Here is a 13362-nt window from a genome sequence, read left to right on the forward strand (position 1 = left end):
GACAGATCCAGAAAAGGTTTTACAAGCAGGCCCCTAGAAAAACAAAAACAGGAAATCTTGCGCCATGAAATCTCTACTCAATGCCTTCAAGGCTGCACCTGCCCGCGAGGGTATCCCCAGCCAGGACATGCAAAGGTTCAGGGTTTTGCGCTGGCAGACCTTTATATCCATGTCACTGAGCTACGCCTTGTTCTACGTGTGTCGCCTCTCGTTCAACGTGGTCAAGCCGGCACTGGTATCGAACAACATTCTGAGCCCCACCCAACTGGGCATCATCGGCTCGGCGCTGTTCTTCGCCTATGCCATCGGCAAACTGGTCAACGGCTTTCTGGCCGATCACTCCAATGTGCGCCGCTTCATGATGCTGGGCCTGCTGCTCAGCGCCATCGTCAATGCCTGCATGGGCATGACCACCAACACCATCATTCTGACCCTGATCTGGGGCCTCAATGGCTGGGCCCAATCCATGGGGGTCGGGCCGTGCGTGGTCTCGCTGTCGCGCTGGTACACCGACAAGGAACGCGGGACCTTCTATGGCTTCTGGTCGATTGCCCACAGCCTGGGCGAAGCCTTGACCTACGTGGCCGTGGCCGCTGTGGTGGTGACCTGGGGCTGGCAGTTCGGCTACTGGCTCGCCACCCTGATGGGCCTGGCGGGGCTGGCCCTGATTTACTTTTTTATGGCCGACTCGCCACAAAGTTGCGGTTTCCCCCCGGTACAAACTCCTGAACCCCATGACAAGACGGGGCCGAGCATCTTCGGCAAACAGCTGGAACTGCTGAAAAACCCGGCCCTGTGGCTGCTCGCCCTGGCCTCTTGCCTGATGTACATCGGGCGCTATGCAGTGATTTCCTGGGGCGTGTTCTTCCTGGAAAACGCCAAGGCCTACAACACCCTCAGCGCTTCGACACTGATCTCCATTACCGGGGTTTTCGGAATTATCGGTACCGGCCTGAGCGGGCTGATTTCGGACCGTTTCTTCAACGGCAAGCGCAATGCCCTGGCGATGATCTTCGGCTTGATGAACACCGCGTCGCTGGCCGCATTCCTGTTCGTTCCGGCCGGCCACTATTGGCTGGATGCTACGGCCATGATGTTCTTCGGTCTGTCGATGGGGGCTCTGCTGTGTTTCCTCGGCGGCCTGATGGCCACTGACATTGCCTCCAAAAGCGCTTCCGGTGCTGCGCTGGGCATGATCGGTATCGCCAGCTATGGCGGCGCTGCAGCAGGTGAAATTCTCACCGGCGTACTGATCGAGCACGGCACTACGGTGTTGAGCAATGGCAGCAAGGTCTATCAATTCCAGACCCTGTCGATCTTCTGGGTCAGTGCCTCGCTGATCTCGGTGCTCATGACCGCCCTGTTTGCCCTGTATATCCAAAAGCGCACACAACCGCCTATGGGTAAAACAGCAGCCTTTGCTGAACCGGCAAAGATTTAAACCGCTCTTGATCCTGAAACAAAAAGTGACATATACCTGCAACATTCATCCCGCATAGTTGGCGACTGGCCAGCAAGGAGTTGTGTGTTTCCCAAGAGCAATACCGCCGTGTCTTGGAACTAACAACAACAATAAACGAGCAAACAAGATGACCTATCCATTGAATGAAGCCCTGAACACATCTTTTTTTTCGCCGCGGAATGCACACGTGTGCAAACCCGGTCGCTACAACGGTCTGATCGCCGCCCTGTGCTTCACCGCACTGGAAGGCGCGCTCATGCTGATGCCCACTGCGTCCCACGCACTGGATCTGGATTACCAGCATCAGTACAACGAAAAGGATCGCGACCACACCGACAAGGTGATGATCACCCAGGCCCTGGACAATGGCCTGGCGTTCTCCTTCCAGATGGTTGCCAGCCCCGCAGTCAAGGAAAACGGTCAGCCCGGCCAGCCGTTTGAACACATGACCAAGGATTCCCTGAAAGGCAAGGTCAAGTATTCACACAAACTCACCAAGCGCCTGAAGTTCAAACCCAAGTTCACCTACTCCCAGGGCAAGGATAAAAAGTCCTATAAACCGGCGTTCAAGTTCCCCTACGAGTTGAACAACAGTTTTTCCGTGATCCCCGGTTACTACTACAAGGTCACCACCTATAAAGATGACGGCAAGGAAAGCAAAAGGGACAACGTCTGGTCATTGGGCGGCAAGTACCGAACCGACCGGATGTCCATCGGCATAGCGCGCAAAGAGATTTACAGCAACCAGATAGCGTTTGACGGCAAGAAGCGTAACTACAGCAACAAGTTCGTCATCGACTACAAAGTGACCCACCGGTTTATTCCTTACTTTGAAGTGGCCGACGTGTACGTCGACAAAGACACCGACGAGCGTCAGGCCCGCTATCGCGTGGGCTTTAAATACAAATTCTGATCGCGCGCCCCCCTGCAACCCCCTCCAGGAGACTGTGAATGAACGTTTCTCTTTCGGCCCTTTTTCGCCTCAGCGGCCCGCTGCTGACGGCGGCCCTGAGCATCAGCGCCCCCCAGATTGCCCACGCCCAGGACAACGGCCACTACGTACTGGAAAAAGCCGTGCAGGTCAGCCGCCACGGCGTACGCCCGCAGACCGACACGCAAAAACTGGTGGACGCCACCCGGCGCCAGTGGCCCACCTGGCTGGTGCGTGACGGCGAACTCACCGGCCACGGCTATCTGGCAGCCAGCCTGATGGGCGCCTGGCAGGCCGGGCACTATCGTCAGGCCGGGTTGCTCCCGGCGGGTTGCCCGGACACCGCCACGGTGTACACCTTGTCCAGCCCCAAACAGCGTACCCGCGCCACCGCTGGCGCATTGCTCGACGGCATGTTCCCCGGCTGCGGACAAAAGGCCCTGGCCAGCGCGGAAAAACTCGACCCGCTGTTCCAGACCGACAAGATGGACTTTGCCCGCATCGATCCGGTGATCGCCAAAGGTGAAATCCTCAAGGCCCTGGGCGGTGACCTGCAGGCGGCGAAGGCCCGACTGCAACCGGACCTGGACCTGCTCAAGGCCGCAGCCTGTATCGAAGGCAAACCATGCCCGTTCTACGAAGCCGAATGGGTGCTTAAACAGAATGATGAGGGGCGTCTGAAGATCAAGGGCCTGGACAAGGCGTCATCCCTGGGCGAAACCTTTCGCCTGCAATACAGCGAAGGCAAACCTTTGTCCGAAGTCGCTTTCGGCCATGCCGCCAACGCCAAACAGGTGATGGCCCTGACCCGACTGCACCGCGCCAAGTACGACTTCGTCAATGACACGCCGCACATTGCCAAACGCGGTGGTTCGCAGTTGATGAACCAGCTGCTGCTGGCACTGGAACAAGGCACCGCACTGGAAAAATCCGACCCGCTGGGCAATCCGCCCAAAGCCCCGTTACTGGTGATTGTCGCCCACGACACCAACCTCTCGCACTTGCGCACCATGCTCGGTTTTCACTGGACCCTGGGCGAGTACCAGCCCGGCAACATCCCGCCCACCGGCACCCTGGCCTTTGAACGCTATCGCGATACCAACAGTGGCGAACGCTTCATCAGGACCACCTTCGTGACCCAGTCACCGGATCAGATCCGCAACCTGACCCCGCTGACCGGCAACAACGCGCCGCTGCAGGTGGACTTCGAACAGCCCGGCTGCAAGAAAACCGCGGTTGGCACCCTGTGCCCGCTGGAGAGTTTTGCCAGCAACCTGAGCAAAGCCATTGACCGCACAGCGATGACCACAGCGCGCTACCCATAAACCCGCAGGCTGCGATGGGGCCGGACAGAGACGAAGGTCCTTGGGCCCTTATCGCAACCTTTGGCAGCGACTACAGGATTCACCGTACTTGAGTCATTAGCCGACTAGACTCTGCGCCCATTGTGTCCAGGAAGACTAAAAGGAAAACCCATGAAGACCTCGCTCTATGCCAGCCTGCTGCTGGCCGGCATGCTCAGCCCGCCAGCCTTTGCCCAAACGCCATCCAGTGACGGCTACGTCCTGGATAAAGTGGTACAGGTCAGCCGCCACGGAGTCCGCCCGCCTACCGAGTCCAATGAAAAACTGCTCACCAGCGTCACCCAACGCCAATGGCCGATCTGGTTGGTGCCCCTGGGCAACCTGACCGGTCACGGCTACACCGGCGCCGTGGAAATGGGCCGCTACCGGGGCCAGGTGCTGCGCACTGCCGGGCTGATCCCCAAAGGCTGCCCGGACGCCAGCCAACTGCTGGTCCATGCCAGTCCCCTGCAACGCACCAAAGCCACGGCCCAGGCCTTGCTCGACGGCATGTTCCCCGGTTGCGGTTTCCAGCCGACCTACGTTGCAGGCAAACAGGACGCCCTGTTCCAGGCCAATGAAATGCCATTTGCCGCACTCGACCCGGACAAAGCCAAGGCCGGCATATTCAAAGCCATGGGGGGCAGCATCGAAGCCGCCCAGGCACGCTACAAACCCTATGAAGAAAAACTCCGGGAAGTGGCCTGCTTGCCGGGTGCTGATTGCCCGTACGGCAAACAGCCCTGGGTGCTCGAAGAAAACGCCAAGGGCCGCTTCTCGATCAAGGGCCTGAGCGCCGGGGCCAACATGGGCGAAGTGTTCCGCCTGGAGTACAGCCAGGGCCTGCCGCTGGACAAGGTCGCCTTCGGTAATGCCCGCACCCCGGCCGAAGTGTCGAGCCTGATGGTACTGACCAAAGCCAAGTACGACTTCCTCAATGACATCCCCTATATCGCCAGCCGTGGCGCATCCGAGCTGATGAACCAGATTTCCCTGGAGCTCAAGCAAGGCACCTCCTTCGCCAAAAAAGATGCCCCAGGCACCCCGCCCGATGTACCGCTGATGCTGCTGGTGGCCCATGACACCAACATCTCGTACCTGCGCACCATGCTCGGCTTCGGCTGGAAACTGGGTGACTATCTGGAAAACAACATCCCGCCGGTGGGCACCCTGCAGTTCGAGCGTTACCGGGAAGTCAAAACCGGCGAGTACTTTTTGCGCATCGCCTTTGAAGCCCAGTCGATGGATCAGATCCGCAACCTGACCCGGCTGGACGGCGCCGAGAAACCGCTCAAGGGTGATTTCGCCAGCGCCAAAGACTGCCGCAAAACCAGCGTCGGCCTGCTGTGCCCGCTCAAAGAGGCGCTGCTGAAAGTCGATCAGAACATTGATCCGACCGCGCTCACGCCTTACAGCTTCCAATAACCGGCGGCCTGGGGTAAAAGTCGCTTTCTGCGTTGAACCCGGGATGGGCACAATAGCGGCGCGACTCGCCAGGCATTTCCCGGCGTCTGAATCAGCATTTGAGGGGAGCGGTATCGTTTGGAGTTGAGGCAACTGCGCTATTTCGTAAAGATTGTTGAACTGGGCAGTCTTGGACGTGCCGCCCTGGAGCTGGAGGTCGGGGTTTCGGCCCTGAGCCAGCAAGTCTCAAGGCTCGAAAACGAGCTGTCGACCCGCCTGCTGAATCGCACCTCCACCGGCGTCACCCCCACCAGCGCCGGTGTTGCCTTTTTACATCACGCCCAACTGACCCTGCGTCAGGCGGAAAACGCCGTGATGGCTGCCCATCGCGGCCGTATGAGCGGGTACGTCAGCGTCGGCCTGGCCCCGACCACGGCTACCGTGCTCGCGCTGCCCTTGATCAATGCGATGCGTGAGCGCTATCCGGACATTCAGTTGCATCTGGTGGAAATGCTGTCGGGCCACTTGGCCACGCAGCTCAATGCCCGCCAGATCGACCTGGCCATCCTGTTTCAGCTCGAAGGCGGGAAGCGCTGGAGCATCACCCCCCTGCTGGATGAAAAGCTGTTTGTCATCGCCTCACCCCAATTGCCCAATGCTCCTCGCGGTGATGGCGTGCAGATAGCCGATCTGGGGGGCTTGCCGCTGGTGATGCCGAGTTCGCAACACGGACTGCGTTCAACCTTGATGACGGCCTTTGAGCGGTCGGGGATCACCCCCAATATCGTAATGGAAGTCGACGGTCTGGCAATCTTGATGAACGCCGTGCGGGCCGGGCATGCCGCCACGATTCAACCCGGCGCGGCAGCGGCGCTTAAAGGTGAGTCCGGGCTTTCACTGGTGCAAATCACTGATCCCCATGTGGGCCGGCGTAATCTTCTGGCGACCCTGGCCGATGACGAACTGTCCCCCGCGGCGCTGGCCACGCGGCTGGTAATGGTAGAGGTGGCAAAAAAACTGGTGCTCGATCAGCAGTGGCCCGGCGCAACCCTGGTTGAAACCGCCAGCGGCTAGCAACCCGAACCGGCCAACCCTTTAATAAAACTAAACACCCCGCGTCGAATCCCGTCTTTCGGCGCTTTGCGCTGTCACCTACCTTCTCCCTCCTTTGCAAGGCGCACTTTGCTCCGGCTGCCTTGGGAACCGAGGAGAAATAATGATCGATGTACTCATCATAGGTGGCGGCAATGCAGCCCTGTGTGCCGCACTGATGGCTCGGGAAGCCGGCGCCAGCGTCATGCTGCTTGAAGCCTCGCCCAAGGTATGGCGAGGCGGCAATTCACAACACACGCGTAACCTGCGCTGCATGCACGATGCTCCTCAGGATGTGCTGATCGATGCCTATCCCGAAGAGGAATACTGGCAAGACCTGCTGAAGGTCACCGGCGGTATCACCGATGAGAAGCTGGCCCGAATCGCCATTCGCGCGTCGTCCACCTGCCGCGACTGGATGCGCTCCCACGGCGTGCATTTTCAACCACCGCTATCAGGCGCGCTGCATGTGGCGCGGACCAACGCCTTTTTCATGGGCGGCGGTAAAGCCCTGGTCAATGCTTATTTCCGCAGTGCCGAACGCCTGGGCGTCGAGATCCGCTACAACACGCAAGTGACCGACATTGAGCTCAAGGACGGCAAATTTATCGCCGCCCACATTGGCGCCCATGAGGTCGATGGCCAGGCCGTGGCCGCGCAACGCATTGAAGCCCGGGCCTGCGTACTGGCAGCTGGCGGCTTTGAGTCCAACCGCGAATGGCTGCGCGAAGCCTGGGGGCAGAATGAACGGGGGGAATGGCCTTCGGACAACTTCCTGATCCGTGGCACACGGTTCAACACCGGTATCCTGCTGCGGCGCATGCTTGATCACGGTGCTGATGGCATCGGCGATCCGACCCAGGCGCACATGGTCGCCATTGATGCTCGCGCCCCCCTGTATGACGGCGGTATTTGCACGCGTATCGATTGCGTATCCCTGGGTGTGGTCGTCAACCGTGACGGCGAGCGGTTCTACGATGAGGGCGAAGATTTCTGGCCCAAGCGCTATGCCATCTGGGGACGGCTGGTGGCGGGTCAACCGGGTCAGCAGGCGTACTCGATCATCGACCAGCAAGCCATCGGTCGCTTCATGCCGCCGGTCTTCCCCGGTACCCGGGCCAACACCCTTGAGGATCTGGCCCGCCAGTTGCAACTGCCCCAGGCTGCGTTCGTGAAAACCGTGGAGGACTACAACCAGGCCTGTCACGTCGGCACCTTCGACCACACCGCACTGGACGATTGCCACACCCGGGGGCTGACCCCGGCCAAAACCCATTGGGCACGGCCGCTGGTGCAACCACCGTTCTATGCCTATCCGCTCAAACCGGGCGTTACCTTCACCTATCTGGGCCTTGCCACCGACGAAACCGCTGCCGTGCATTTCAATGGCGAGCCCAGCCCCAACCTGTTCGTTGCCGGCGAAATGATGGCCGGCAACGTGCTGGGCAAGGGCTACACCGCGGGTATCGGCATGGCCATCGGTACTGCGTTCGGGCGTATTGCCGGCGTCCAGGCCGCCGCCTCCGTGGGCTATGGCCCTTCCTCCACGATATCGGAATCTCGACATGCAACTGTTTGATCCCAAGGCATCCGGCGAATTGATCCCGGTATTGAACCTTGATGAAACCGAAGTCCAGCGCCAGCTGGCGATCTGCAACTCCTGCCGTTACTGCGAGGGCTTCTGCGCGGTGTTTCCGGCCATGACCCGGCGTCTTGAGTTTGGCCAGGCCGATATCCACTACCTGGCCAATCTTTGCCACAACTGTGGTGCGTGCCTGCATGCCTGCCAATACGCAGCTCCCCACGAATTCGCAATCAATATACCCAAGGCCATGGCCAAGGTACGCCTGGACACCTACGCCGAATACGCCTGGCCCAAGGCCCTGGGCACTTTGTATCAGCGCAACGGCCTGACCCTGGCTCTGGCCACTGCGGCGGGGCTGACGCTATTTCTGTGCCTCATGTTGCTGGTGATGGGCAATCTCTTTACCGCTATGCCCGGGGGCAATTTCTACGGAATTTTCCCGCACAACACACTGGCATTGATGTTCGGGCCGGTGTTCGGCTTTGCAGTGCTTGCCCTGACCCTGGGCGTACGCCGCTTCTGGCGCGATGTATCACCTGCCAGTGCCAGCCTGGGGCTTAAAACCTCAGCGGCCCTTGAAGCGACGTCCAACGTTGCCCGGCTCAAGTATCTGGACGGCGGGCATGGCGAGGGCTGCAACAATAGCGACGACGCTTTCACCCTGTGGCGTCGGCGCTTCCACCACCTGACCTTCTACGGCTTCCTGCTGTGCTTCGCAGCGACCGGCGTCGCCACCCTCTATCACTTTGTCCTGCACTGGTCGGCTCCGTATCCCGTGTTCAGCCTGCCCGTGATGCTGGGGATTGTCGGTGGGCTTGGCCTGCTGGTCGGCCCCGCCGGGTTGTTGTGGCTGAACCTGCGCCGTCATCCGGATCAGGGCGACGAGCAGCAAAAACCCATGGACCGCGGCTTTATCGCACTGCTGCTGTTGATCAGTGCCAGCGGCCTGGCGTTACTCGCCCTGCGTGAAACCAGCGGCCTGGGGCTGGCTCTGGCGATCCACCTCGGCCTGGTCATGGCGTTCTTCCTGACCATGCCGTACAGCAAATTTGCCCACGGCATCTTCCGCAGCGCAGCACTGCTCAAATACGCCATCGAAAAGCGCCAGCCAAACCCGATCAACGCGGCAAGCGACTGACACCAGAAGCACTCATTCCAATAACAATATCCAGCAAGACGGTAGCCATGATGAAAACAACAACAGAAACAAGCCGCAAAAAGGGGTCCAAGCTGGGCGCCATTTTGCGGGTCACCAGCGGTAACTTCCTCGAACAGTTCGACTTCTTCCTGTTCGGCTTTTACGCCACCTATATCTCCAGGACCTTCTTTCCGGCGACCAGCGAATTTGCCTCGCTGATGATGACCTTTGCAGTCTTTGGCTCCGGCTTTTTGATGCGCCCGCTGGGCGCCATCATTCTGGGTGCCTACATCGACAAAGTGGGGCGGCGTAAAGGGTTGATCGTAACGCTGTCGATCATGGCCGCGGGCACGGTACTGATTGCACTGGTGCCGGGCTACGCCAGCATCGGCATTGCCGCACCGGTTCTGGTGTTGCTGGGACGGCTGCTGCAGGGATTTTCTGCGGGTGCAGAAATGGGCGGTGTTTCGGTTTATCTGGCTGAAATCGCCACACCCGGGCGTACCGGTTTCTACACCAGCTGGCAATCAGCCAGTCAGCAGGTGGCGATCATTCTGGCCGCCGCTCTGGGATACTCGATCAATACCTATATGGAGGCATCCGAAATCGCCGCCTGGGGCTGGCGCATTCCGTTCTTCATCGGCTGCGCGATTATCCCGTTCATCTTCGTCATTCGCCGTTCGCTGGAAGAAACCGAAGACTTCAAAGCCCGACGCCACCACCCGAGTACCCGTGAAGTGTTCCGCTCCATGCGTGATAACTGGCGGACCGTACTGGCGGGCGGCCTGCTGGCTTCCATGACCACTACCACCTTCTACCTGATCACGGTCTATACCCCGACCTTCGGCAGAACCGTGCTCAACCTGAGCACCACCGACAGTCTGGTGGTGACCCTGTTCGTCGGCCTGAGCAACTTCATCTGGTTGCCCATTGGCGGTGCGCTCTCCGACAAGATCGGCCGTCGGCCCTTGCTGCTGGGCATTTCCCTGCTGTGCATGCTGACCGCCTACCCGGCCATGCACTGGCTGGCCGAGGCCGCGAGCTTTGAACGGCTGCTCATCGTGCTGCTGTACTTCTCGTTCTTCTTTGGTCTGTACAACGGCGCAATGGTGGCGGCCCTGACCGAAGTCATGCCGCAAAACGTGCGGGTGGTGGGGTTCTCTCTGGCCTTCAGCCTGGCTACCGCGTTGTTCGGTGGCTTTACCCCGGCTATCTCGACCATCCTGGTGCAAACCACCGGAGACAAGGCATCACCTGCGTTCTGGCTGATGTTCGCGGCCTTCTGCGGGTTCTGCGCAACGATGGCGCTCTATCGTCAGCATAAAGCGCCGGTGCTCAACGCGGCATAAGCAAATAGCCGTGCCCCCTGTGTAGATACGCTCACGTGAGATACATTGAGCTCGCATCTAATAACAACACTCCCACAGGGGGAAACTTGAACACTAATCAAAAGCTCAGAACTTTCGACCGTATCCGTGAAGCAGTACTCCCTGAATTTCGCGACCGGGTAGCTGAATACCTGGTGGTGTATGAAGAGGCATTGCACGACGAACATGCACCTGTGGACGTCGTGCGCTCTACCGCAAATCAGCTCAGGGGCTATCTGCGCGGCCTGAACACCACCCGGGTACTGGGCATGGCTGATCTGGAAGAGCTGGACCGGCGTATCAGCGAATCCTGGCTGTGATCACGGCGCTTACTGAGCGCTGCGACTGAAAATCCGGATCACTTCATCCAGATGCTCCGCCATCGCCTGCCGCGCAGCGGCCGGGTCATGCTGCTCCAGCGCCTGCAGCACTCGCCGGTGCTCATCTTCGGAACGATGGGGCATGTCACCTGAGCCGTAATGACTTTGCAGGCGCTGGAACATGCTGCCGTAACGATGGCCCAGCAGGTGCTGGATCATCAGCGCGTAGGCCGGATTGTCCGAGGCCTGGGCGATGCGGATATGGAACAGGCGATCACCGGGATGGGTGTGCGAGTCCTGGCGGTTGTCCTGCACGTTGCGCTCGAACGCTTCGCGGATGCCTGCCAGTTCTTCATCGCTGGCATTCACCGCCGCCAGCGCCGCGGCTTCGGGTTCGATCAGACGGCGCGCCTGGAGCAAGGCGAAGGGCGGGATCTCGGCACTGAAATCCACCTCGATACCCAGCTCGGGGTCCAGTTCTTTCCACTGGTTGCGCGTAACCTGGGCCATCACCGGTTCATTGGATACCGCTTGTACCGGCGGCTCGCATACCAGCACCCCGTTACCCACACGCACATCCACCAGACCAATCACTTCCAGCGCAATCATCGCCTCGCGCACAGAAGCCCGGCTCACCCCCAGCAACTTGGCCAGCTCGCGTTCGGCCGGCAAACGGCTGCCCGGCGGAAATTCTCCGCTGTCGATCAAGGCCCGCAACTGATCGGCGATCTGTCGATAAAGTCTTTGGTTATCAATTACTTGAAATGGCATCGTGAAATAAGCTCTGGTCTGGACAGCGTTCGACGAGCACTTTTGGGGAAAAAAGACGCTTGTTGATGCTTGAGGTGCATGCTACAAAAGGCCCAATGGCCTGACCATTGAACGGATAACGTAAAGCGATCATAGCAAACCTTATCCCGATACTGCGTGGTTTTGCCATTTGCTACGCCCACAATGGCCTGACCATTGGGCCAAAATAAAAATAATGAACTGCAATACGGAGCATCTATGGATCTTTCCGGCAAACGCGTGCTGATCACGGCCGCCGCCCAGGGCATTGGCCTGGCCAGTGTCCAGGCATACCTCGCCGCTGGCGCTGAAGTATTCGCCGCCGACATCAATGCCGCCGCCCTCGACGCCCTCGAAGGCGCACACCCTGTTCTTTTAGACGTTACCGATGCCGGTGCCATCGAGCGCCTGGCCAGTGAGCTTGGCCCGCTGGATGTGTTGTTCAACTGTGCGGGTGTGGTGCACAGCGGCAATATCCTGCAGTGCAGCGAAAAAGACTGGAGCTTCGCCCTGGACCTCAACGTCACCGCCATGTACCGCATGATCCGCGCTTTCCTGCCGGGCATGCTGAGTAACGGCGGCGGTTCGATCATCAACATGGCGTCGGTGGCATCCAGCGTCAAAGGCGTGCCCAACCGTTTTGCCTACTGCGCCAGCAAGGGTGCCGTGATTGGCCTGACCCGTTCGGTGGCGGCTGACTTTGTGAGCCAGAACATCCGCTGCAACGCCATCTGCCCCGGCACTGTCGACTCCCCTTCCCTGCGTCAACGCATCAGCGAACAGGCCCTGCGCGAAGGCCGCAGTGTCGACGAGGTGTACGCCGCCTTCGCTGCACGCCAGCCCATGGGCCGCATCGGCAGCGCCGAAGAAATCGCCCAGCTGGCTCTGTATCTGGGTTCCAGTGCCAGCGGCTTCACCACCGGCACCGCACAAATCATCGATGGCGGCTGGAGCAACTAGCCCCTTCCACACCTGTAGGAGCGAGCTTGCTCGCGAGCTGTTGATCTTGAAAAAAGCTCGCGAGCAAGCTCGCTCCTACAGGGACTTGATAATTGATAAAGGAATTTTCATGAAACTGCTGCGCATCGGTAACAAAGGCCAGGAACGTCCCGCCCTGCTTGATAACAACGGTCAATTGCGCGACTTGTCCGCCGTAATCCCGGATATCGCAGGCGACAGCCTCAGCCCGCAAAGCATTGCCCGCCTGCAAGAGATCGACCCATCGACCTTGCCGCTGGTACAAGGCTCGCCACGCATTGGCGCCTGCGTCGGCCAGGTCGGAAAGTTCATTTGCATCGGCCTCAACTACGCTGACCACGCCGCCGAAACCGGCGCCGCCATCCCGGCTGAGCCGGTGGTGTTCAGCAAGTGGACCAGCGCCATTGTCGGCCCCGACGACGATATCGAAATCCCGCGCAATTCCCGTAAAACCGACTGGGAAGTCGAACTGGGCGTGGTCATCGGCAAGGGCGGGCGCTATATCAGCGAAAGCGACGCCCTTGAGCATGTAGCCGGTTACTGCGTGATCAACGACGTGTCCGAGCGCGAGTTCCAGCTGGAGCTGGGCGGCACCTGGGACAAAGGCAAAGGCTGTGACACCTTCGGCCCGCTCGGCCCGTGGCTGGTCACCCGGGATGAAATCGCCGATCCGCATCAGCTCGACCTGTGGCTGGAAGTCGACGGCAAGCGCTATCAGAACGGCAACACGCGGACGATGATTTTCCAGATCCCGAAAATCATCAGCTACCTCAGCCAGTTCATGAGCCTGCAACCCGGTGATGTGATTTCCACCGGCACCCCGCCCGGGGTCGGCCTGGGCATCAAGCCCGAGCCGGTGTACCTGCGCGCCGGCCAGCAAATCCGCCTGGGCATCGCCGGCCTTGGGGAACAAAACCAACGCACCGTGAATGCCGAGTGACAGGGAGCTGCGC

At 59.8% G+C, this 13362-nt stretch carries 12 protein-coding genes; 11 read left to right on the forward strand and 1 reads right to left on the reverse strand.

Annotated features, from left to right (window positions below; genetic code table 11):
- Positions 1–64: 64 nt before the first annotated feature.
- From FEZ21_RS19915 to FEZ21_RS19955, 9 genes are all read left to right on the forward strand, one after another.
- Complete coding sequence (locus FEZ21_RS19915) at positions 65–1441, forward strand: MFS transporter (protein ID WP_160628278.1); 1377 nt, start codon at positions 65–67, stop codon at positions 1439–1441.
- Positions 1442–1649: 208 nt separating this feature from the next.
- Positions 1650–2375: an oligogalacturonate-specific porin KdgM family protein gene (locus FEZ21_RS19920; protein WP_178092389.1), complete on the forward strand. Its 726-nt coding sequence runs from the start codon at positions 1650–1652 to the stop codon at positions 2373–2375.
- 38 nt (positions 2376–2413) lie between these two features.
- Complete coding sequence (locus FEZ21_RS19925; protein WP_160628279.1) at positions 2414–3718, forward strand: histidine-type phosphatase; 1305 nt, start codon at positions 2414–2416, stop codon at positions 3716–3718.
- A gap of 150 nt (positions 3719–3868) precedes the next feature.
- Positions 3869–5161 carry a histidine-type phosphatase gene (locus FEZ21_RS19930; protein ID WP_160628280.1) on the forward strand — a complete coding sequence of 431 codons (1293 nt, stop codon included), beginning with the start codon at positions 3869–3871 and terminating at the stop codon, positions 5159–5161.
- A gap of 117 nt (positions 5162–5278) precedes the next feature.
- The gene (locus FEZ21_RS19935; protein ID WP_003440985.1) at positions 5279–6214 is read left to right on the forward strand and encodes a LysR substrate-binding domain-containing protein; all 936 of its coding nucleotides are present in this window, start codon (positions 5279–5281) and stop codon (positions 6212–6214) included.
- Between the two features lie 142 nt (positions 6215–6356).
- Entirely contained in the window at positions 6357–7811 is a 1455-nt protein-coding gene (gene tcuA / locus FEZ21_RS19940) for an FAD-dependent tricarballylate dehydrogenase TcuA (protein WP_003440983.1), read from the forward strand.
- Positions 7798–8955: a tricarballylate utilization 4Fe-4S protein TcuB gene (gene tcuB, locus FEZ21_RS19945; protein ID WP_160628281.1), complete on the forward strand. Its 1158-nt coding sequence runs from the start codon at positions 7798–7800 to the stop codon at positions 8953–8955. The genes tcuA and tcuB overlap by 14 nt, the downstream gene beginning before the upstream one ends.
- 47 nt (positions 8956–9002) lie before the next feature.
- Positions 9003–10304, forward strand: a complete 1302-nt coding sequence (locus tag FEZ21_RS19950) for an MFS transporter (RefSeq protein WP_003440980.1) — start codon at positions 9003–9005, stop codon at positions 10302–10304.
- Positions 10305–10390: 86 nt separating this feature from the next.
- A complete protein-coding gene (locus FEZ21_RS19955) occupies positions 10391–10642 on the forward strand; it encodes a hypothetical protein (protein WP_010655885.1) in 252 nt (83 codons plus the stop codon).
- A gap of 9 nt (positions 10643–10651) precedes the next feature.
- Here FEZ21_RS19955 and FEZ21_RS19960 read toward each other — a convergent pair whose 3' ends face one another.
- Positions 10652–11413 (reverse strand): FadR/GntR family transcriptional regulator, encoded by a 762-nt coding sequence (locus FEZ21_RS19960; RefSeq protein WP_003440976.1) that lies wholly within the window; start codon positions 11411–11413, stop codon positions 10652–10654.
- Between the two features lie 237 nt (positions 11414–11650).
- On the opposite strand from FEZ21_RS19960, the gene FEZ21_RS19965 reads away from it, so the two are divergent.
- Together FEZ21_RS19965 and FEZ21_RS19970 are read left to right on the forward strand one after the other, a co-directional pair.
- Entirely contained in the window at positions 11651–12391 is a 741-nt protein-coding gene (locus FEZ21_RS19965) for an SDR family oxidoreductase (RefSeq protein ID WP_003440974.1), read from the forward strand.
- 109 nt (positions 12392–12500) lie between these two features.
- The gene (locus FEZ21_RS19970; protein WP_010655886.1) at positions 12501–13349 is read left to right on the forward strand and encodes a fumarylacetoacetate hydrolase family protein; all 849 of its coding nucleotides are present in this window, start codon (positions 12501–12503) and stop codon (positions 13347–13349) included.
- Positions 13350–13362: the final 13 nt, after the last annotated feature.

Source organism: Pseudomonas sp. 9.1(2019) (assembly GCF_009910445.1).
Taxonomy (GTDB): domain Bacteria; phylum Pseudomonadota; class Gammaproteobacteria; order Pseudomonadales; family Pseudomonadaceae; genus Aquipseudomonas; species Aquipseudomonas paraversuta.

What these genes read in the sequence shown, in the direction of transcription:
- FEZ21_RS19915 (WP_160628278.1), top strand. Translation starts at nt 65, where the DNA reads ATGAAATCTCTACTCAATGCCTTCAAGGCTGCACCTGCCCGCGAGGGT.
- FEZ21_RS19970 (WP_010655886.1), top strand. Translation starts at nt 12,501, where the DNA reads ATGAAACTGCTGCGCATCGGTAACAAAGGCCAGGAACGTCCCGCCCTG.
- tcuA (WP_003440983.1), top strand. Translation starts at nt 6,357, where the DNA reads ATGATCGATGTACTCATCATAGGTGGCGGCAATGCAGCCCTGTGTGCC.
- FEZ21_RS19925 (WP_160628279.1), top strand. Translation starts at nt 2,414, where the DNA reads ATGAACGTTTCTCTTTCGGCCCTTTTTCGCCTCAGCGGCCCGCTGCTG.
- FEZ21_RS19950 (WP_003440980.1), top strand. Translation starts at nt 9,003, where the DNA reads ATGATGAAAACAACAACAGAAACAAGCCGCAAAAAGGGGTCCAAGCTG.
- FEZ21_RS19965 (WP_003440974.1), top strand. Translation starts at nt 11,651, where the DNA reads ATGGATCTTTCCGGCAAACGCGTGCTGATCACGGCCGCCGCCCAGGGC.
- FEZ21_RS19930 (WP_160628280.1), top strand. Translation starts at nt 3,869, where the DNA reads ATGAAGACCTCGCTCTATGCCAGCCTGCTGCTGGCCGGCATGCTCAGC.
- tcuB (WP_160628281.1), top strand. Translation starts at nt 7,798, where the DNA reads ATGCAACTGTTTGATCCCAAGGCATCCGGCGAATTGATCCCGGTATTG.
- FEZ21_RS19960 (WP_003440976.1), bottom strand. Translation starts at nt 11,413, where the DNA reads ATGCCATTTCAAGTAATTGATAACCAAAGACTTTATCGACAGATCGCC.